This is a genomic window from Arenibacter sp. 6A1 (assembly GCF_012272855.1).
GTDB lineage: Bacteria > Bacteroidota > Bacteroidia > Flavobacteriales > Flavobacteriaceae > Arenibacter.
This window is the reverse complement of the sequence record NZ_JAAXCQ010000003.1, coordinates 26250-45508: the sequence shown is the minus strand read 5'-3', so window position 1 is coordinate 45508 and position 19259 is coordinate 26250. Positions and strand designations below refer to the sequence as shown.

The following is a 19259-nucleotide window of genomic DNA, read 5'->3' as shown; positions in this document are numbered from 1 at the left end:
TTACAAAGAATTCAAATGAACACCTACAGCGTAAAAGAATTACTTTCTTCCGATCATTTACACAAAGAAGTAACGGTTAATGGTTGGGTTAAAACCTTTAGAAGCAACAGGTTTATTGCTTTAAACGACGGATCTACCATTAATAATATTCAGTGCGTGGTCAATTTTGAGGATTTTGACGAAAATCTACTAAAGCAAATCAACACCGGTGCTGCCTTAAAAATTGTAGGAACACTAACCGAAAGTCAGGGAAAAGGCCAGAATGTAGAGATACAGGTCAAAGAAGTGATTGTTCACGGTGGTGCCGATCCGGAGACCTACCCTATACAGCCTAAAAAGCATTCCTTGGAATTTTTACGTGAAAAGGCTCACCTACGTGTTCGCACCAATACCTTTTCGGCCATTATGCGTATGCGTTCTGCCCTATCTTTTGCGGTACACCAATATTTTCAGAAAAACGGATTCTACCATGTGCACACTCCTATCATTACAGGTTCTGATGCCGAGGGAGCAGGCGAAATGTTTCGCGTATCGACCTTAGACAGTAAAAATCCACCTCTAACAGCCGAAGGCACTATTGATTATAGCGAAGATTTTTTCGGAAAAGAAACCAACTTAACCGTTTCTGGACAGTTAGAAGCCGAAACATATGCCATGGCTTTAGGCAAAGTATATACCTTTGGCCCTACTTTTAGAGCAGAAAACTCTAATACTTCGAGACATTTGGCAGAATTCTGGATGATAGAACCAGAAGTAGCTTTTAATGATTTGGACGCCAACATGGATCTTGCCGAAGACTTTATCAAGGATGTTCTAACCTATGTTTTAGAAAACTGTGAAGAAGATTTAAAATTCTTGGAACAGCGTTTACTCGATGAGGAAAAGAGCAAACCACAAGCAGAACGCAGTGACATGCCTTTGATAGAAAAATTAAAATTTGTGGTAGATAACACCTTTAAGCGTGTATCTTATACCGAGGCTATCGATATTTTAAGAAGTTGCAAACCCAACAAGAAGAAACAATTTAAATATATTATTGACGAATGGGGTGCCGATTTACAAAGTGAGCACGAACGCTATTTAGTAGAGAAGCATTTTAAATGTCCAGTAATCCTATTTGATTACCCTGCAAAAATAAAGGCATTTTACATGCGTTTAAACGAGGACCAGAAAACCGTAAGAGCCATGGATATTTTGTTCCCAGGCATTGGTGAGATCGTAGGTGGATCGCAGCGTGAAGAGCGTTTAGATGTGCTAAAAGAGAAAATTAAGGCCCTAGATATCGATGAGAAAGAACTCTGGTGGTATTTAGACCTAAGAAAATTTGGAACGGCAACCCATAGTGGTTTTGGCCTTGGTTTTGAAAGGTTGGTGCTTTTCGCTACAGGAATGGGTAATATCAGAGACGTAATTCCTTTTCCAAGAACACCACAAAATGCCGAATTTTAAGCTTTTATTATTTAACTTTATAGGGTAACAAGTATTTAAGACTATATGTTAAAACAACACTTACAGTTTAAGCTATCGCAGAAATTATCTCCTCAGCAAATTCAGTTGATGAAGTTGATTCAATTGCCTACACAGGCCTTTGAACAACGTTTGAAACAAGAATTGGAGGAGAATCCTGCATTGGAGAGCGGTAAGGAAGAAGGCGAACTTCAACAAGACGAGTTCGAGGACATCTATGACAACGAAACCGATAGTGAAAACATTAGTGCCGATGACATTAATATAGACGAATACTTAAGTGATGATGAAATTCCAGACTATAGAACCCAAATAAACAACTACAGTTCGGACGATGAGGAAAAAAACCTACCCTATGCAGCCGGCATCTCCTTTACCCAGTATTTGATAAGCCAACTTAACACGGTTTATTTAAATGATGAGGAATGGGCTATTGCCGAGTTTTTGGTGGGCAGTGTAGATGAAGGCGGGTATATTAGACGACCATTGTCAGACATTATGGACGACTTGGCTTTTACCCAAAACATCTATACCGATGAGAATACCATAGAAAGAATATTACATATAGTTCAAGATTTAGACCCTGCTGGAGTAGCAGCCAGATCTTTGGAAGAATGTCTGATCATCCAATTGAAAAGAAAGGATGCTACTCCCAGCACAAGGTTAGCCCTAGAATTGCTAGAAAAATCTTTTGAACAGTTTACTAAAAAGCATTATCAGAAACTTCTTCAAAAACACAATGTCTCTGAAGAAGAATTAAAGGATGCCATTGCGGAGATTGAGCGTTTAAACCCAAAACCTGGCGGTTCTTATTCTGGCAATACAAGGATGGTAGAACACGTAGTACCAGATTTTAGCATCCGTATCACCGAAGGCGAATTAGAACTTAGCCTAAACGGTCGAAATGCACCAGAATTACATGTTTCCAGAGAATATAACAATATGCTGGAAGGCTATAAAAATGCCAAGGAGAAATCGAAATCCCAAAAGGATACTGTCATTTTTATAAAACAAAAGCTCGATGCCGCCAAATGGTTTATAGATGCCGTTAGACAACGGCAACAGACCCTTTATGTGACTATGAATGCCATTATGCAGTATCAAAAGGAATACTTTTTAACAGGAGATGAACGCAAACTGCGACCAATGATCCTTAAAGATATTGCCGATACCATTCAAATGGATGTTTCTACCGTATCTAGGGTTGCCAATAGCAAATACGTAGACACTCCTTATGGTACCAAATTAATAAAGGAATATTTTTCAGAGTCGATGAAAAACGAACAAGGTGAAGACGTATCGACCAAAGAGATTAAAAAGATCCTAGAGACGGTTATTGGGGAAGAAACCAAAAGAAAACCTTTAACCGATGATAAATTGGCCGCTATTTTAAAGGAAAAAGGATATCCCATCGCAAGACGGACGGTGGCAAAATATCGGGAGCAATTGGGTATACCGGTCGCTAGGTTACGTAAAGAAATTTAATGCGACAGTTTTCAACGGCCATATCTTACCTGCTTCATCCACTTTTTATTCCTTTATCGGGCACATCTGCCTATTTTATTATTACCCCTAGATTTATCCCTACAAGCTTTCAGGCAGCCACCATACTGCCAATTTTTCTTTTAACCATTATCATTCCCATACTTTTTTATATCCTATTACAGCACCTGGGCGTCGTTAGTTCGGTTTTTATGCCGAACCTAAAGGAGAGAAAGTACCCTTTATATTTAAATCTGGCCCTCCTTTTATTGGTTCTTTTAAAGGTTATCCCAAACCACTTCAGCATAGAGCTCCACTATTATTTCTTAGGACTCGTCGCAGCGAGCTTTAGCGCCCTTTTCCTGCTGTTTATAAACTTTAAGTGCAGTATGCACCTTCTGGGATTAGGAAGCCTGCTAATGTTCCTTATTAACCTTAGTATCCATTTTGAGATCAATATTGCCATCGCCATTGCCATCATGACATTACTATGCGGATTAACCGCTACGGCAAGACTTTATTTAAGGGCACATACGGCTCCAGAACTATTATTAGGGTTTCTCTTAGGCGTAACCACCCAATTGTTAACCGTGAAGTTTTGGTTATAGAATATAAAAAATCAAGCCTACCCGAAGGGGTTTTACTTTTAACTGCTCTCCGGAATCGAGGGTAACGTCCTTATTAAATAAAGGGCTAAGTGCGTAATACGCATGAAAATTAAAGGTATTATATCCAACACTAAAGGTAAGCCCGTATTGAAACTTTTTAATTTCTTCGTTCGAGAAACTTATGTTTTCCAAGTCGGAAACATATTTAGACCTAGCATTGACCACATAGCCAAATTTTAAACCGCCATACACACGCCAAAACTTATATTCTTCAGGAGTAGAATTACGCCATCTGAATTCCAGGGGAAATTCGAGCATATGAGTTTCTATCTTATTTCTACTGTAATCAGTTTTGCTCTCTATTCTACTATAAGTAATGTTTTCATCGGTTTTAGAGGCCAATAAGTTAGTGTAATATGAATTTATACCAAACCCTATCCCAGCACCCATAGCAATTGTTCTGGCTTCATTTAAAGGGATATCCTTAATAAAACCACCCTGTAACCCATAAGAAAGGTTTCGATGCGAAATATCCTTGGGCAGCTTTGTAAAGAGGTTGTAAGTAACTCCTAGATAGAATTGATCTTCTAAGTAATTAGAGGCGGCTGCCGCGGATTGTTCTATTTCCTGAGAATGAACAAAGGGCTGTGTAAAAAGGAAAATTAAAATAATAAAACGCTTCATAACCTTCTTAAGATAATGATTCTAATATCAATAAAAAAACGCTTCAAATATAGTATTTGAAGCGTTTTAATTCTCTTATCCTTTTTACTAACTATTGTATATTCTTGAAAGCATCACCCTCATAGGTGGTATAATTTACTTTCAAGGCATTTACTTTTCTAAGTTCTTGTTTAATATCGGATATGATACCCATATTAGCATTCTTATCTACTTTAAGAGCTGTTGTTAAAACATCTTGCAGTTCTTGAGGTTTTTTAGCTCTTTCCTGTAAAATGTAATCTCCAACATCCGATGCCTGAGCAAACTTATCGTTTAATTGAATTTTAGATTCTGTACCATATGTTTTCTCGTATTCACGAGTAGGTTTCCCAACATAGATATAGATAATCCTGTCCTTTTTTTCTAGCTTTTTAACTTCAGTAGCATTTGGCAGAACATTCTCTACCTTAAGGGTGCTATCTTTCATTACTGTAACCGTCATAAAGAAGAACAAGAGCATAAAAACGATATCTGGCAACGATGCAGTATTCACTGCAGGTAATGCCGCATCTTTTTTCTTGTTAAATTTTGACATAGTAAATTCTTTTAACTTCTAAATTATTTTGACGAAGATGCTGTCTCTGCTTCTGAAAGTTTTTGAGGAAACAAATCTTGAATTCTCTTCACTTTCTCTTTTAAGGCATCCCTAACATCATCTGGCGTTTCGGGGTTTAGATATTCTGCTTCCATGTCTGTAAAGTTTCTCTTGTACAAACGTTGAGCCTCTCTATTCCTTAATTCGTTATACGCTCCTACCAATTCATTCTGAACCGTAATGTAAGTACCGTATTTCGTCTCTCTATCATTCTTTAGCGAAATAATAGCTTTCTGTGGACTATCTGAAGAAGCTACATCTCTTTCTCCTTGACAGTAGTTACAGTAATCTGCACTACCGGCAGGAGCGCCTCCATTATCTAAAAAGGCAATGGCTTTTGCCCTAAGATTTTTAAGCTCTGTCAACTCTTCATCTGCCAATAATTGTCCGTCCTTATTAATGCTAACTTGAAAAATGTTTTTTTCCTTAATAACGACATCTTGATCTGGCGGTTCAATCGGTGGTAACATACGATCTAGACCTGCATCTGTCTCAATAGTGGTTGTCACTAGGAAAAAGATCAGCAATAAGAACGCTATGTCTGCCATAGAACCCGCATTAACCTCTGGTGGTGCTCCTCTTTTTGGCATAATATTTTATTTATTATTTACTAATCATTTTCTTAACTCCCGACCATAACATGGCGGCAACCGCAATAATTGTCAATATAAAGAATACGTTTAATCCCATTCCAATTGACTTCACTGTACTTTCGGTTGTTGGAATGCCCTTTCTGGCCATTTCGTTCAAATCAATGTCAGTTCCATCGGCCAAGGCGTAAGATACCCCTACTACAACCAATAAACCTATCACTGCAAATGCTGCCTTTTTAATAGCCTCTTTCGAAGTCAACAAATTGACTAATCCGAAAATCAATGAAGCTGCCACAGCGATTCCTAACAACAAGTACGTAATAATGAACATAAAGTTCATGGAAGCGCTATTTACCGCTTCTCCTGCTGGCATATCTGTTGAAGGCAACTGAAACCATAGTATGGCTCCAACAGCTCCAAGAATAACCAATATTATTTTTATTATTTTATGCATGATACTATAAGTATTAAGTCCGACTTATTTTTTGTGATCTGACAACATATCAATCAAAGTGATTGAAGAGTCTTCCATATCATTTACAATACTATCAATCTTAGCGATGATGTAGTTGTAAAAAATCTGTAGGATAATCGCAGTAATAAGACCAAATACCGTAGTTAATAATGCTACCTGAATATCACCAGCAATAAGAGAGGCACTTAAGTTACCTACTGCAGCAATCTTCTGGAAGGCCTGGATCATACCAATTACCGTACCCATAAACCCAAGCATAGGAGCAACAGCAATAAATAATGACAACCAAGAAACGTTTTTCTCTAATTGTCCCATTTGAACACCACCGTAAGCAACAACCGCTTTTTCAGCAGATTCGATGCTATCTCCAGCTCTTTCCAATCCTTGGTAGAAAATAGAAGCAACAGGTCCTTTTGTATTTCTACAAACTTCTTTCGCTGCATCAATACCACCGGAAGCCAAAGCGTCTTCTACTTGTTGTTTTAATTTTGTTGTATTTGTTGTAGCCAAATTAAGGTAGATAATTCTTTCGATAGCTACTGCCAATCCTAGAATCAAACATAAAAGTACAATTCCCATGAAGCCTGCGCCCCCTTGGATAAACTGTTCTTTCAATACTTGAGTAAATCCTTTTTCAGCTTCTGGAGCTGCATCCTGCAAAACCACTGCCGCAGCTGCAACTTTTGCACTTACTGTATTTGTACCTGCCACAAATAACCCAGCCGCTGCTAGGATAGAGAATGATTTTTTCATTTTTTTAAAACTTAATTTTAGTTAGTTAATGGGTTAAAGATAAAAAAAAATTATAATACTTAAATAAAACTTAACTGCAGAGAGGAAGGGATTCGAACCCTCGATACCCTTTTGGGGTATACACACTTTCCAGGCGTGCGCCTTCGACCACTCGGCCACCTCTCTATTTTCAATGATTTCAGACGTCCAAATAACAAAAAATATATTAGTTAAAGAAATTTAGAACGTTATTTTTATTGCATTTCCCCTCGCAGCGATGTTTCATAGATGGTTTTGAACAACTTAGAAGAAACTTTATTTCCCAATACATACATCAATTTGGTAATTGCTGCCTCTGTAGTTATATCCTTTCCATTAATAACACCTAGATTTTGGAGTTGTTTACTGGTCTCATATTGCCCCATAATGACACTTCCGCCCGAGCATTGTGTCACATTCACAATAAAAATACCTTTTTCAATCGCCTTTTTAAGTTCCTTTACAAACCACTCTTCCGTAGGAGCGTTACCAGAACCATAGGTCTCCAAAACCAATGCTTTTAGGTGGGGCGAATTTAATACACTCTGCAATACAAATTTGTTAAAACCCGGAAATATTTTTAAAATAGCTACATTTTGATCCATATCCTTATGAACCACAAGCTTTTTAGTACCTTTTGGTCTTAACAAGTATTCCTTATTTACTTTTAAATGTACCCCGGACTCTGCCAACGCAGGATAATTTAAAGAAGCAAAAGCTTCAAAATGCTCTGCATTGATCTTAGTAGTCCTATTGCCTCGGTACAATTTATATTCAAAATACAAACATACCTCTTGTATCACCGCCTTATTGTTTTCTTGTAAGGCCGCTATTTGAATAGAAGTAATCAGGTTTTCCTTGGCATCGGTCCTTAAGTCGCCTATAGGCAGTTGCGACCCCGTAAAAACCACCGGCTTTCTCAAATTCTCTAACATATAACTTAAAGCCGAAGCGGTATAGCTCATCGTATCACTTCCATGAAGCACCACGAACCCATCATGAGAATCGTAATGATCTTCTATAATAGTTGCTATGGCCGCCCAATGACTACTATTCATATTAGAGGAATCTATAGGCGTATCAAAAGAAAAGGTATCGATCTTACAATCTATCTGGTGAAGCTCTGGAATATGTTTGACCAATTTTTTAAAATTGAATGCTTTTAAGGCACCGGTTTCATAATCCTTCACCATACCAATGGTACCACCAGTATATATAATTAAAATATTAGCCTGTTTTATCACATCGATGAAATTAAGCATTTAAATTGTCAACCAAGTTATACCTTCTATTATAATAACATCTTCAAAGGAACTTTTACACTTCTAAACTTGCATAGCTATAAAACTATATCCCAAACACCCTTTTTGAGTTTTCGGTAGTAATAGCCGCCAAGTCTTCCTTACTCCTATTATATATAAGCGACAATTTCTCGAGCACTTGCACCAAGTATGCGCTTTCATTTCGTTTTCCACGGTAAGGAACCGGAGCTAAATAAGGAGCATCTGTTTCCAATACTATATGTTCAACCGGAATTTCATTTAAGAAGGTATCTATTTTACCATTCTTATAGGTAAGAACTCCCCCAATACCCAATTTCATATTATAAGAAATTGCCCGTTGTGCCTGCTCTAGGGTCCCAGTAAAACAATGAAAAATACCGTACAAATCGTCTCCCTTTTCTTCTTCCAGCACTTCAAAGACTTCATTAAACCCATCACGGCAGTGAATCACTATTGGGTAGTTATATTTTTTAGCCCATTGAATCTGTAATTTAAAAGCCTCTTGTTGTTGCTTTAAAAAGGTTTTATCCCAATACAGATCGATCCCTATTTCACCAACGGCATAAAACTTACGAGATGCAAGCATTTCCTCGACATGGGACAATTCTTCCAAATAATTTTCTTTGACATAGGTTGGGTGCAGCCCCATCATTAAGAATACATTCTCCGGATAGGCTTTTTCAAGGGTCAACATAGATTCTGTATAAGTAGAATCTATAGCAGGAATAAAAAAACGGGACACCCCCATATCTATGGCGTTGGCCATTACCAAATCCCTATCCTCATCAAAGGCTTCACTGTATAAATGCGTATGCGTATCTGTTAATATCATAGTGCAAAAATAGAACTATCTTTGTTAAAAAGAGAACAAGATGTCCAGCCTAAAAAAATTTTTAAAGAAAAAGAATTATATAAAAATCCCCTTACTCCTCACTAAGACCAACCACTTTGAAGTCACGGCACAAATAAATGGAATCAGCGGCCGTTTTATCTTAGATACCGGGGCATCTAACACCTGTATAGGTTTGGACAAAATCGATTTTTTCAAATTAAACTCCAAGGAATCCAAAATAAAAGCTGCGGGGGCAGGAGCTACGGAAATGTACACTAAAATATCTACTAAGAATACCGTTGCGCTCGGGAGTTGGTCTAAAAACAAACAAAAAATAGTGCTTTTCGACCTGGTTCATGTGAACGAAGCCCTTACTTCACACCAAGCCCTTCCTGTTGATGGTATTATAGGTGCCGATGTTCTTAAAAAAGGGAAAGCCATTATAGACTATAAAAAAACGCAACTCTATTTAAAACTATAAGACCTGCAAAATGTATAACACATTGCAGGTCTTACTATCTAAAAAATTAGACTTGTACTAGTCGGTCACCCTATAGTTCCAAGGCTTTTTTCACATTATTACCCATGAGTAATTCTTCCGGATTTTCTAAGGCTTCCTTAATAGCAACCAAGAATCCAACAGACTCCTTACCGTCAATAATTCGGTGATCGTATGACAAGGCCAAATACATAATAGGTGCAATTACCACTGCCCCATTTTTAGCAATTGGTCTTTCTACGATATTGTGCATCCCTAAAATAGCACTCTGAGGAGGGTTGATGATTGGAGTTGACAACATAGAACCAAACACTCCTCCATTGGTAATAGTAAAGGTACCGCCTGTCATTTCATCAACAGTAATATCGCCTTCACGGGCACGTATGGCCAATCTTTTTACCTCAGCCTCTACCCCTCTAAAGCTTAAGTTTTCTGCATTTCTGATCACTGGCACCATAAGACCTTTAGGTCCGGAAACAGCGATACTGATATCACAGAAATCAAAGCTTATCATTTCCTTACCATCAATCATTGAATTTACCGAAGGATATAATTGTAGTGCTCTTATCACTGCCTGCGTAAAGAAGGACATAAATCCTAATCCTACGCCATGCTTACTCTTAAAGTCTTCCTTATACTGCTCTCTTAAAGCAAAAATTGCAGACATATCTATTTCGTTAAAAGTCGTCAACATGGCGGTTTCATTTTTAACCGACACTAAACGCTCTGCAACTTTACGACGAAGCATGGACAATTTGGTCCTGCTCTCACCTCTAGATCCACCTTTTGGAGTTCCCATGGACGGCACTGCTTTTACGGCATCGTCTTTGGTAATTCTTCCATCTTTACCAGTTCCTTTAATAGTAGCGGTATCGATGTTTTTTTCTGCTAATATTTTCTTTGCTGCCGGAGATGCTGCTCCAGTAGCGTAAGAAGTTTTTTCTTCTTTAGGTGCCGGCGCTTTTTCCTTAACCTCTTCCTTAGCTGCTGGCTTCGTTTCGGTCTTAGTAGCCCCACTTGGTTTTTCGGCCGACGTATCTATCAAACACACCACCGCTCCTACAGCAACAGCGTCACCTACTTCTGCTTTCAAGGTAATAATTCCACTTTCTTCCGCTGGCAATTCTAAGGTCGCCTTATCAGAATCTACTTCTGCAATCGCTTGGTCTTTCTCTACATAATCCCCATCACTAACCAACCATTCTGCAATCTCTACCTCGGTAATAGACTCTCCTGGCGAGGGCACTTTCATTTCTAAAATCATTCTTTATAATTTTAATTTACGTCTAGTCTGTTTTTATATTTTCCTTTCTAAAAAAAGAAATCCAACTCTAAACAATACGTATATATCGTCTAATTAATTATCTTTTTCTGGCTGTCTACTCATATTGTTTTTGGTCTTGTCAAAAACGTAATCGATCACTTGCTGATGACGACGTTTAGAACGGACCGCGCTACCTGCTGCCGGGGACGCATAAAATCTTCTAGAAGCCACTCTCAATTTATGGGCTTCGCTAAAATGCATGGTCATATGCCCCCAAGCCCCCATGTTTCTAGGTTCTTCTTGAGCCCAAACCATATCATCGGCATTTTTATACTTATCCATGATAGCGATCATTTTCTTGGCAGGTAGCGGAAATAATTGCTCTACACGCACCAAGGCAACATCATTTCTATTATGCTCTTCCTTAAAGGCCAAAAGATCGTAATAAAACTTCCCGGTACAGAATACCAAGCTTTTTATATCTTTCACGTCTGCGGAATGATCATCTATAACTTCTTGGAAACTTCCGTTGGCAAATTCTTCTACAGTAGAAACTGCCTTTGGATGTCTAAGCAAACTTTTCGGGGTAAATACGATCAACGGCTTTCTAAAGTTCACCTTCATTTGCCTTCTCAACATATGAAACAAGTTGGCCGGTGTACTTACATCGGCTATATACATGTTATCCCTAGCACACAATTGCAAATAACGCTCCATACGTGCGGAAGAATGTTCGGCTCCCTGACCCTCATAACCATGAGGCAACAACATCACCAATCCGTTTTGCAGTTTCCATTTATCTTCGGCAGCAGAAATATACTGGTCGATCATTATCTGGGCACCATTACTAAAATCTCCAAACTGTGCTTCCCAAATCGTCAAGGTATTAGGACTAGCCATGGCATATCCATAATCAAATCCAACCACACCATATTCGGACAATAGGGAATTGTATATTTGAAAGGCTTCTGGTTTCTCTGATATTTTATTCAAGAGAATCACTTCTTCCTCACTTTCCTCCACTTTCATAACAGCATGTCGGTGAGAAAAGGTACCTCGTTCTACATCCTGTCCGGACATACGCACACAATACCCCTCTTCTAACAAACTTCCAAAGGCCAAAAGCTCGCCCATAGCCCAATCCAAGGTATCGTTTTTGAAAAACATATCTTTACGATCCTTCACCAGTTTCTCTACTTTACGCAAGAATTTTTTATCTTTCGGAAGCTCGGTAAGCACCTTAGCTACAGCCACCAATTTATCTTTATCGTAGGTAGTATCTATAGTCTCGAGCATTTCCCATTCGCGTACCGCATCAAAACCTTTCCATTCGTCCTGCATAAACGGAGTAATTACCGTCTTCGCTTCTTTTCTAGAATCTTCTAGTTCTTCCTCTAAGGTAGCCTTGTACTCTTCCTCCAGTTTTTTCACATAGCCTTCTTCGATCACTCCTTGAGCGATCAGGATATCTGCGTAAAGGTCTCTTGGATTTTTCTGTTTGGCGATTGCTTTATATAATTTAGGCTGGGTAAAACGAGGCTCATCACCTTCGTTATGCCCATATTTACGATACCCTAAAAGATCTAAAAACACATCTCTTTTAAAACGCATTCTAAACTCTAACGCAAAATTAGAGGCATGCACCACAGCTTCGGCATCATCGGCATTGACATGCAACACCGGACTTAAGGTAACCTTAGCCACATCGGTACAATAGGTAGAACTACGCGCATCTAAATAGTTGGTTGTAAACCCAATTTGGTTATTGACCACTATATGAATGGTTCCGTTAGTTTTATAACCGTCCAAATTGGCCATTTGCACCAATTCGTACACTAAACCTTGACCGGCAATTGCCGCATCTCCGTGTACTACTATCGGCAATACCTTCGAAAAATCCTCGGGATAGTGATCGTCTTGTTTAGCTCTAGCGATCCCTTCTACCACAGCCCCTACCGTCTCTAAGTGGGAGGGGTTTGGGGCTATGTTCATTTTTATATTGTTACCATTGGCAGCCTTTCGTTCCGAAGTCCACCCTAAATGGTACTTTACATCTCCATCAAAAATTTCCAGCTCATAATCCTTACCGTCAAATTCACTAAAAATATCTTTTGCTTTTTTGCCAAAAATATTGGTCAACACATTCAACCTTCCACGGTGGGCCATTCCCATCACAAATTGCTCAACCCCCATTTCGGCGGCCTTTTCTACCATGGCATCCAAGGCAGGAATCAACGATTCATTTCCTTCCAGAGAGAATCTTTTTTGCCCAACATATTTCGTGTGCAAGAAACTTTCAAAAGAAACAGCCTCATTCAATTTATGCAGAATATGCTTCTTTTTTTCTACATCGAAATTAGGGTGGTTATCGTTGACATTCAGCCAATTTTGAATCCACGCTACCCTTTCCGGGTTTCTAATGTACATATACTCGACCCCAATAGCGTCGCAATAGATGCGTTTCAAGTGTTCAATAATTTGACGCAAGGTACTTGGGCCAATACCTAAGATATCCCCTGCCGTAAACTGGGTATCAAGATCGCTGGCCTGTAAACCAAAAGTCTCCAACTCCAAGGATGGGAAGTACTGACGTCTTTCCCTTACTGGGTTGGTTCTGGTAAACAGATGTCCTCTTGTTCTATAGCCATCGATTAGCCGCACCACTTGAAACTCCTTTTGAAGCGATAGTGGCACTTCTACATTTACATTTTGCCCGCCCTCGACGGACAATGGAGCTGTTGATTGTTCTACACCCTCACCTGCTTCGGCACTTTCCATTCCAAAATCGAAACCTTGAAAAAATGCCCGCCAACTAGGTTCTACACTGTCGGGGTGTATTAAATACTTATCGTATAATTCTGCGAAATAAGAAGTGTGCGCAGCGTTTAAAAAGGAATATTTATCCATGAAAATTCTCTCTGTCTTTTGAACAAAATTTATTCAAAAATACAACATTTAAGATATCTAAGCTTATCTTAGGTATTAATAATAGAAAATTTTTATAATATTCATAAAAAGTGGATTACTCTTACCCAAAATACCTTTTTCTTCACTGTTCTTTAGCCTTTTAACAACTATTATGTGTACCAAAGGAAAACTTCACAATCCCTCTTTTTGAAATAAAGTTCAATTCGTCGAAAGTTTTAGCCTAAGGTTTGACCCTTACTCATTTAATGCCGCTAATATCCTTTTTGGAAGGTCTAAAAAGAGAGCCTTTTTTATTACACCCATTTTTCGTACACAAAGTTAAGAACCTCTATCGGTAAGCTTAAAGGGTTGTGTTATCTCACCCCTAAAAAAGAGGGCCGCCTAGCATTAGAACCGGCTATAAAACGCAGGACTCCTGTGTTTGTTGGGAAAATTATCAATACCTCAATTAACCTCCTGCCTTTTTTACATGTCTCAGCCACAGATTGCTATGTGTAATGTAAGCAGATTGGCACAAGGTCTTGTAAAAGGGCCATAAAAGAATCTTTAACAATGCCCTTGGTTGCGTTTATTGTTAAGACTTATATTTATTCTTGAACCATACCTTTTGCCACTCTCGTTTTAGAATTTCAAAAGTTACCTGCTCCGAAATCTCTACTACATCGGTAGCATTAATTCCTTTAATCGCCTTCTCAGATACATCTATAATATACAAAAGATTTAAGTAGTCGGTAAATTTTTCTAGAATAAGATAATATACCTTTTCATGTACCAACGTCTTTAAGTCTTTTGGGGATATCTCAGCAGAGATATCTATAAAAACATTGGCCAATCCAAAATCTTTTTGCAATTGTGCTACCAAGTTTTGGTACAACTTTTCGGCCACAATATGGCTTAAGAGCTCGGAACTATTTGGGAAATTTACAACCATATATAATCTACGGGCTATACCCTTAAACGGATCAAAAAACTTATCAACTATACTTTTTATAAAAAAACTCCTTGTTGATTTGCAACGGGATCAACACTCGCTAAAAGGCAAAAAAAATGCCCCTTTCCAATAGAAAGAGGCATTGCGATTTTTACTTTCTAATTTTTTGTTCCCACAACCAAGCCGATTTCATAGCTTCATCTAGCGTAGATTGGGCTTTCCATCCTAAAACATTATTTGCTTTGGTAGTATCGGCATACGCCGTCATAATATCTCCAGGTCTTCTATCGACAATCTTATAATTAAGTTTTTTGCCCGAAACCCTTTCAAAACTTTGAATTGCCTCCAATACAGAACTACCCTTTCCGGTACCCACATTAAAAACCTCGTAATTTTCTTCATTTTTAGCATTCAACAGCCTTTCTAAAGCCACTACATGGGCCTTTGCCAAATCGACCACATGAATATAATCGCGAATACAGGTACCGTCTTCTGTAGGATAATCTCCTCCAAAGACCGCTATTTGCTCTCTAATCCCTGCTCCTGTTTGCGTGATAAAAGGCACTAAATTCTGTGGTACCCCTATTGGCAATTCCCCTATTTCCGTGGAAGGATGCGCTCCCATTGGGTTAAAATATCGAAGGGCTATGGCGTTTATAGCCGGAGTAACCTTACAGGTCTCTTGAATGATCTCTTCTCCGATTTGCTTGGTGTTCCCATAAGGAGACTCTGCTGCTTTTACCGGAGCGTCTTCTGTAATCGGCATTTTATCTGCCTGACCGTATACTGTACAAGAAGAACTAAATATAAAACTAGCCTTCTCTTTTTTAGAAAGCTCTTTTAACAAGTACACAAGGGTACCTATATTGTTCTCATAATATAGCAACGGTTTTTCTACACTTTCTCCTACAGCCTTAGAAGCGGCAAAATGAATGACCCCTGCAATATCCTGATGTCTTTTAAAAAAATCCTCGACCTTAGATTTTTCCTTTAAATCCAGTTTTTCAAAAATCGGCTTTTTACCAGTAATGGCCACGATACCGTCCAATACCTTTTCTGTCGAATTTGAAAGGTCGTCTATAATGACCACTTCAAACCCTTTGTTCTGTAATTCTACCGTTGTATGGGAACCAATAAATCCCAATCCTCCTGTAACTAGTATTTTCATTTATAATATATCTATTAAATTACTTATAACTTTAAAGCATACCATTCCTGTCCAAAAAGGCTTCAATTTTTATAACCTTAGCTATTGAATGGAAAAAACCGATCCGTGACTATTGATTAACGAACGCCAGGATGGTCGATGTGATATATGCTATTTGTTCATCGTCTAATTCTGTATGCATCGGCAAGGAGATTACTTCTTTTACCAATTGATTGGTTACCGGAAAATTTTCTTCCTTATATCGTTCATCCAAATATGCCTTTTGCAGGTGCAATGGAATAGGATAGTACACCCCACATGGTATTTGAAGTTCCCCCAAGTGCTTTACCAAAGCATCTCTTTGTCCGTTGGTAATCCTCAGGGTATACTGATGAAAGACATGGCAATCGCAATTCTCACATTGTGTAGCACAAGTATTCACCAATGTAGGCACTATAATATTATTATGTCCTGCCAAGGCCTTAGAATATTTCTCTGCTGCCTCTCTACGGCTTTTATTATACTGATCTAACAACGGTAATTTTGCTCGTAAAACAACGGCTTGGATAGAATCTAACCTAGAGTTTACCCCAACAACATCGTGATGGTAACGTTCGTACATCCCATGATTTACAACCCCCCTTAACGTATGCGCCAAGGCATCGTCATTGGTAAAAATAGCCCCACCATCGCCATAACAACCTAAGTTTTTAGAAGGGAAAAAGGAAGTCGCTGCTACATGACCAAAAGTACCGGCCTTTTTCTTACTGCCATCCTTTTGGGTATAGCTAGCCCCTATAGCTTGTGCATTGTCTTCTATAACATATAGGTTATGTTTTTCTGCTATTTCCATAATAGCATCCATATTGGCACATTGTCCAAATAAATGTACGGGTACAATAGCCTTTGTTTTTGGGGTAATGGCCTTTTCCAAGGCAACCGGATCTATATTAAAACTATCTAGCTCTACATCAACCAAAACCGGAGTCAGGTTTAACAAGGCTATAACCTCTACTGTTGCTGCGAATGTAAAATCGGCAGTGATAACCTCGTCCCCAGGCTTTAATCCCAATCCCATCATGGCTATTTGCAAAGCGTCTGTACCATTGGCACAAGGAATAACGTGTTTTACCCCCAAATAGTCTTCCAATTCTTTTTGAAAGGCATGTACTTCGGGCCCGTTGATAAAGGCAGAAGTCTCCAAAACATTGGCAATAGAATCGTTTACTTGTTCTTTTATAGTTTGGTATTGCCCATTAAGGTCTACCATCTGTATTTTCTTCATCGTCAGTATTTATTCAAAAATAATATTACAAAAATAAGGATTCGCAGCTAATGGATATTATTTAAAGAAGTGTATTTTAGCCCCAAACGAAATTAGTGTGTTTACCATATATAATATAGCCATACAGATAAGTTCCTTTTTTTTGCGATTGATAGCCTTGTTCCATCCCAAAATCAAACTTTTCACAGAAGGTCGAAAGACCGTGTTTTCTTATCTAAACAGCCATATCTTACCTGACGACCATATTCTATGGATACATACCGCCTCCTTGGGCGAATTTGAACAGGGGCTCCCTATTATAGAACGATTAAAAAAGAAATATCCTTCCCATAAAATTTTAGTGACCTTTTTTTCCCCTTCTGGTTATGAGGTTAAAAAAAATACTACTGCCGCAGATTTGGTAACCTATCTTCCTATGGATACCAAAGCGAATGTTGCCAAGTTTCTAAAAATTGTACGTCCCGAACTAGCCATATTTGTGAAATACGAAATTTGGCCCAATTATTTGAACGCACTAAAACAAAGTCAGGTACCGACGCTACTTATCTCCGCGATTTTTAAGAAAAAACAGATATTCTTTAAACCTTATGGCGGATTTATGCGAGAGGCCCTGCGAAATTTCTCCTTTATTTTTGTTCAGGACCAACAGTCCATAACGGCACTTAAAAACATTCAATTAACCAATACGGCCATTGGTGGCGATACTAGGTTTGACCGGGTGGGCGAAATTCTCCAAAGAGACAATTCACTGGCGTTTATGGAAGCCTTTAAAAACAACGGCAGCACTTTTGTGGCCGGCAGTACTTGGCCCGAGGACGAAGAAGCTATCGTCCCCTATATCAATTCAAGCAATGCTTCCATAAAATATGTATTGGCCCCCCATAATATAAAAGAAGACCACATTCATAATTTGGCGGCATCTATACAAAGGAAAACAATATTGTATAGCCAAATCGGCACTCAGGACTTATCAGAATTTGAGGTATTGATTGTAGACACTATTGGGATACTGACCAAAATATATAGTTATGCAGATATCGGATATGTCGGTGGCGGCTATGCTACGGGCTTGCACAATACCTTGGAACCCGCTGCATTTGGCATCCCGGTAATTATAGGACCGCACTACCAGGGCTTTAAAGAAGCCGAGGAATTGGTGGCCCTAAAAGGGGTATTAACAACAAATAACAAGGCCGACTTCGCAAAAATCTTGGATAGCTTTATAAAAGACGCTGATTATTTGAAAACTACAGGAAGCATCAACAGCAGTTATGTGAACCGTAATATGGGAGCAAGCACCCAAATCATGAATTACATTGGCACTATAATGGAGCAGTAGGACTTATTAGTTAGAGATTCTAATATAGACAGGCGACAATTAAGTTTAGTGCGACCATTCTTTTTCTAAGAAGGGGGTTTAACATTATGTATTAACTCATTTGCAGCCGTAGTAACTAAGCACCTTTGCAAATACCACGACCGTTCTCTCCATAAGCTGCCGCCTTCTAAAGAATGCCTCGTTTTCAGTATTTTATCCATTAAGCTTACCACTTAACCTAAAAACATCTTATTTGTAGAACATTTAAACGAATTGGAAAGAGGACTGCAAATTATTAAACAAATATTCCCTAAATTGTAGTAAAATCTTAACGTATGAAAGATCTTTCTTTTGGTACTAAGGTGCTTAACGGATTCCTTAGCCTTATGGTAGTGGTTTTGGTCATCATTTTGGTATCGGTAGTTATTTGTCTTATTTTGGCCGCCTTTGGTTTCTTTAAGTAAGCCAAGGGTTCTGTAGAATTACTATACTTATAAGCTTGGCAAGCTAACCAACCGGAGTACTAGTTGTGTTTATTTGCCCATCTTACATAAGAAAAATAGCAGCCGGCCATATATAGGAATACCCTTTTCCGAGTATTGTCTAGAACTATCCAACTACATGATAGGATTATTTTTTCTTAAGGGCATCCAAACTGTCCTTTTCCTTCCTAAATCTTAAAATCATCAGACTATCTAGTTGCATTCCGATACTATCTCGCATCATGGACCAATTTTCAGCATCCATTTCGGCGGCATATTTCATAATTTTATCAAATCTCGTAATATTAAAACGATTGGCTTGCCATGCGGCTTTTGTGCTTTTCTGGTGTTGTATGTCCTGAAGATAAATGCCTACGCCAAAAGCTAGGATCACCACCGCTAATACAACTATCCAAAAAGTAGGTTTTTGCGTCATTTTCTTGGTATTTTATATTAATTATACAATAATAAAGTATTCATCCTATTGTATTAAAGGAGGCTATTACGTTCCTTCTAATTCTCCAGAACCCTACCAACACTTAGGAATACCTCCCAAGATACTAGAACAAATAGCTT

General features: G+C 38.5%; 19 protein-coding genes and 1 tRNA gene. 6 read left to right on the top strand and 14 right to left on the bottom strand.

Translation table 11 applies throughout. The features are described 5' to 3' along the window. Positions 1–15: 15 nt before the first annotated feature. From asnS to HCG49_RS03020, 3 genes are read left to right on the top strand one after another with little or no spacing between them, the layout of a single operon-like run. Complete coding sequence (gene asnS, locus HCG49_RS03030; protein ID WP_168468093.1) at positions 16–1449, top strand: asparagine--tRNA ligase; 1434 nt, start codon at positions 16–18, stop codon at positions 1447–1449. A gap of 45 nt (positions 1450–1494) precedes the next feature. Then, positions 1495–2952 (top strand): RNA polymerase factor sigma-54, encoded by a 1458-nt coding sequence (gene rpoN, locus HCG49_RS03025; protein ID WP_168468092.1) that lies wholly within the window; start codon positions 1495–1497, stop codon positions 2950–2952. After that, a complete protein-coding gene (locus HCG49_RS03020; RefSeq protein WP_168468091.1) occupies positions 2952–3557 on the top strand; it encodes a hypothetical protein in 606 nt (201 codons plus the stop codon). Before rpoN ends, HCG49_RS03020 begins: the two co-directional genes overlap by 1 nt. Here the strand turns inward: HCG49_RS03020 and HCG49_RS03015 are convergent. The 8 genes from HCG49_RS03015 to HCG49_RS02980 all read right to left on the bottom strand — a co-directional run bounded on the left by HCG49_RS03015 (position 3552) and on the right by HCG49_RS02980 (position 8829). Beyond that, on the bottom strand, positions 3552–4241 hold the full coding sequence (locus HCG49_RS03015) for a porin family protein (RefSeq protein WP_168468090.1): 690 nt from the start codon (positions 4239–4241) through the stop codon (positions 3552–3554). The two genes, HCG49_RS03020 and HCG49_RS03015, sit on opposite strands and share 6 nt — an antisense overlap. 91 nt (positions 4242–4332) lie before the next feature. Continuing rightward, on the bottom strand, positions 4333–4815 hold the full coding sequence (locus HCG49_RS03010) for an ExbD/TolR family protein (RefSeq protein ID WP_168468089.1): 483 nt from the start codon (positions 4813–4815) through the stop codon (positions 4333–4335). Positions 4816–4838: 23 nt separating this feature from the next. Then, positions 4839–5465, bottom strand: coding sequence for an ExbD/TolR family protein (locus tag HCG49_RS03005; RefSeq protein ID WP_168468088.1), 627 nt, complete (start codon positions 5463–5465; stop codon positions 4839–4841). A 13-nt stretch (positions 5466–5478) separates the two neighbouring features. Then, positions 5479–5922: a hypothetical protein gene (locus HCG49_RS03000; protein WP_168468087.1), complete on the bottom strand. Its 444-nt coding sequence runs from the start codon at positions 5920–5922 to the stop codon at positions 5479–5481. Between the two features lie 24 nt (positions 5923–5946). Next, complete coding sequence (locus HCG49_RS02995; RefSeq protein ID WP_168468086.1) at positions 5947–6696, bottom strand: MotA/TolQ/ExbB proton channel family protein; 750 nt, start codon at positions 6694–6696, stop codon at positions 5947–5949. A 77-nt stretch (positions 6697–6773) separates the two neighbouring features. Beyond that, positions 6774–6861, bottom strand: a tRNA-Ser gene (locus HCG49_RS02990). Positions 6862–6929: 68 nt separating this feature from the next. Further along, positions 6930–7976 (bottom strand): asparaginase, encoded by a 1047-nt coding sequence (locus HCG49_RS02985; protein ID WP_168468085.1) that lies wholly within the window; start codon positions 7974–7976, stop codon positions 6930–6932. An 85-nt stretch (positions 7977–8061) separates the two neighbouring features. Beyond that, complete coding sequence (locus tag HCG49_RS02980) at positions 8062–8829, bottom strand: TatD family hydrolase (protein ID WP_168468084.1); 768 nt, start codon at positions 8827–8829, stop codon at positions 8062–8064. A gap of 40 nt (positions 8830–8869) precedes the next feature. Between HCG49_RS02980 and HCG49_RS02975 the strand changes: the two genes are divergently transcribed. Beyond that, the gene (locus HCG49_RS02975) at positions 8870–9310 is read left to right on the top strand and encodes a TIGR02281 family clan AA aspartic protease (protein WP_168468083.1); all 441 of its coding nucleotides are present in this window, start codon (positions 8870–8872) and stop codon (positions 9308–9310) included. A 70-nt stretch (positions 9311–9380) separates the two neighbouring features. Here HCG49_RS02975 and odhB read toward each other — a convergent pair whose 3' ends face one another. The 5 genes from odhB to HCG49_RS02950 all read right to left on the bottom strand — a co-directional run bounded on the left by odhB (position 9381) and on the right by HCG49_RS02950 (position 16883). Continuing rightward, positions 9381–10592: a 2-oxoglutarate dehydrogenase complex dihydrolipoyllysine-residue succinyltransferase gene (gene odhB / locus HCG49_RS02970; protein ID WP_168468082.1), complete on the bottom strand. Its 1212-nt coding sequence runs from the start codon at positions 10590–10592 to the stop codon at positions 9381–9383. A 93-nt stretch (positions 10593–10685) separates the two neighbouring features. Further along, positions 10686–13499, bottom strand: a complete 2814-nt coding sequence (locus HCG49_RS02965; protein WP_168468081.1) for a 2-oxoglutarate dehydrogenase E1 component — start codon at positions 13497–13499, stop codon at positions 10686–10688. A gap of 595 nt (positions 13500–14094) precedes the next feature. Beyond that, on the bottom strand, positions 14095–14451 hold the full coding sequence (locus tag HCG49_RS02960; RefSeq protein ID WP_168468080.1) for a hypothetical protein: 357 nt from the start codon (positions 14449–14451) through the stop codon (positions 14095–14097). Between the two features lie 151 nt (positions 14452–14602). Further along, positions 14603–15619 carry a UDP-glucose 4-epimerase GalE gene (gene galE / locus HCG49_RS02955; protein WP_168468079.1) on the bottom strand — a complete coding sequence of 339 codons (1017 nt, stop codon included), beginning with the start codon at positions 15617–15619 and terminating at the stop codon, positions 14603–14605. 109 nt (positions 15620–15728) lie between these two features. Beyond that, positions 15729–16883: a DegT/DnrJ/EryC1/StrS family aminotransferase gene (locus HCG49_RS02950; RefSeq protein WP_168468078.1), complete on the bottom strand. Its 1155-nt coding sequence runs from the start codon at positions 16881–16883 to the stop codon at positions 15729–15731. A gap of 97 nt (positions 16884–16980) precedes the next feature. Between HCG49_RS02950 and HCG49_RS02945 the strand changes: the two genes are divergently transcribed. Together HCG49_RS02945 and HCG49_RS18675 are read left to right on the top strand one after the other, a co-directional pair. Then, the gene (locus tag HCG49_RS02945; protein WP_168468077.1) at positions 16981–18222 is read left to right on the top strand and encodes a 3-deoxy-D-manno-octulosonic acid transferase; all 1242 of its coding nucleotides are present in this window, start codon (positions 16981–16983) and stop codon (positions 18220–18222) included. 314 nt (positions 18223–18536) lie between these two features. Beyond that, the gene (locus HCG49_RS18675) at positions 18537–18665 is read left to right on the top strand and encodes a hypothetical protein (protein ID WP_262888031.1); all 129 of its coding nucleotides are present in this window, start codon (positions 18537–18539) and stop codon (positions 18663–18665) included. A gap of 166 nt (positions 18666–18831) precedes the next feature. Here HCG49_RS18675 and HCG49_RS02940 read toward each other — a convergent pair whose 3' ends face one another. Continuing rightward, positions 18832–19119, bottom strand: a complete 288-nt coding sequence (locus tag HCG49_RS02940; RefSeq protein WP_168468076.1) for a hypothetical protein — start codon at positions 19117–19119, stop codon at positions 18832–18834. Between the last annotated feature and the right edge of the window lie 140 nt (positions 19120–19259).

What these genes read in the sequence shown, in the direction of transcription:
- HCG49_RS02980 (WP_168468084.1), bottom strand. Translation starts at nt 8,829, where the DNA reads ATGATATTAACAGATACGCATACGCATTTATACAGTGAAGCCTTTGAT.
- HCG49_RS02965 (WP_168468081.1), bottom strand. Translation starts at nt 13,499, where the DNA reads ATGGATAAATATTCCTTTTTAAACGCTGCGCACACTTCTTATTTCGCA.
- HCG49_RS02995 (WP_168468086.1), bottom strand. Translation starts at nt 6,696, where the DNA reads ATGAAAAAATCATTCTCTATCCTAGCAGCGGCTGGGTTATTTGTGGCA.
- odhB (WP_168468082.1), bottom strand. Translation starts at nt 10,592, where the DNA reads ATGATTTTAGAAATGAAAGTGCCCTCGCCAGGAGAGTCTATTACCGAG.
- galE (WP_168468079.1), bottom strand. Translation starts at nt 15,619, where the DNA reads ATGAAAATACTAGTTACAGGAGGATTGGGATTTATTGGTTCCCATACA.
- HCG49_RS02960 (WP_168468080.1), bottom strand. Translation starts at nt 14,451, where the DNA reads ATGGTTGTAAATTTCCCAAATAGTTCCGAGCTCTTAAGCCATATTGTG.
- HCG49_RS03015 (WP_168468090.1), bottom strand. Translation starts at nt 4,241, where the DNA reads ATGAAGCGTTTTATTATTTTAATTTTCCTTTTTACACAGCCCTTTGTT.
- HCG49_RS03020 (WP_168468091.1), top strand. Translation starts at nt 2,952, where the DNA reads ATGCGACAGTTTTCAACGGCCATATCTTACCTGCTTCATCCACTTTTT.
- HCG49_RS03010 (WP_168468089.1), bottom strand. Translation starts at nt 4,815, where the DNA reads ATGTCAAAATTTAACAAGAAAAAAGATGCGGCATTACCTGCAGTGAAT.
- HCG49_RS02950 (WP_168468078.1), bottom strand. Translation starts at nt 16,883, where the DNA reads ATGAAGAAAATACAGATGGTAGACCTTAATGGGCAATACCAAACTATA.
- HCG49_RS02985 (WP_168468085.1), bottom strand. Translation starts at nt 7,976, where the DNA reads ATGCTTAATTTCATCGATGTGATAAAACAGGCTAATATTTTAATTATA.
- rpoN (WP_168468092.1), top strand. Translation starts at nt 1,495, where the DNA reads ATGTTAAAACAACACTTACAGTTTAAGCTATCGCAGAAATTATCTCCT.
- HCG49_RS02940 (WP_168468076.1), bottom strand. Translation starts at nt 19,119, where the DNA reads ATGACGCAAAAACCTACTTTTTGGATAGTTGTATTAGCGGTGGTGATC.
- asnS (WP_168468093.1), top strand. Translation starts at nt 16, where the DNA reads ATGAACACCTACAGCGTAAAAGAATTACTTTCTTCCGATCATTTACAC.
- HCG49_RS03000 (WP_168468087.1), bottom strand. Translation starts at nt 5,922, where the DNA reads ATGCATAAAATAATAAAAATAATATTGGTTATTCTTGGAGCTGTTGGA.
- HCG49_RS02975 (WP_168468083.1), top strand. Translation starts at nt 8,870, where the DNA reads ATGTCCAGCCTAAAAAAATTTTTAAAGAAAAAGAATTATATAAAAATC.
- HCG49_RS18675 (WP_262888031.1), top strand. Translation starts at nt 18,537, where the DNA reads ATGAAAGATCTTTCTTTTGGTACTAAGGTGCTTAACGGATTCCTTAGC.
- HCG49_RS03005 (WP_168468088.1), bottom strand. Translation starts at nt 5,465, where the DNA reads ATGCCAAAAAGAGGAGCACCACCAGAGGTTAATGCGGGTTCTATGGCA.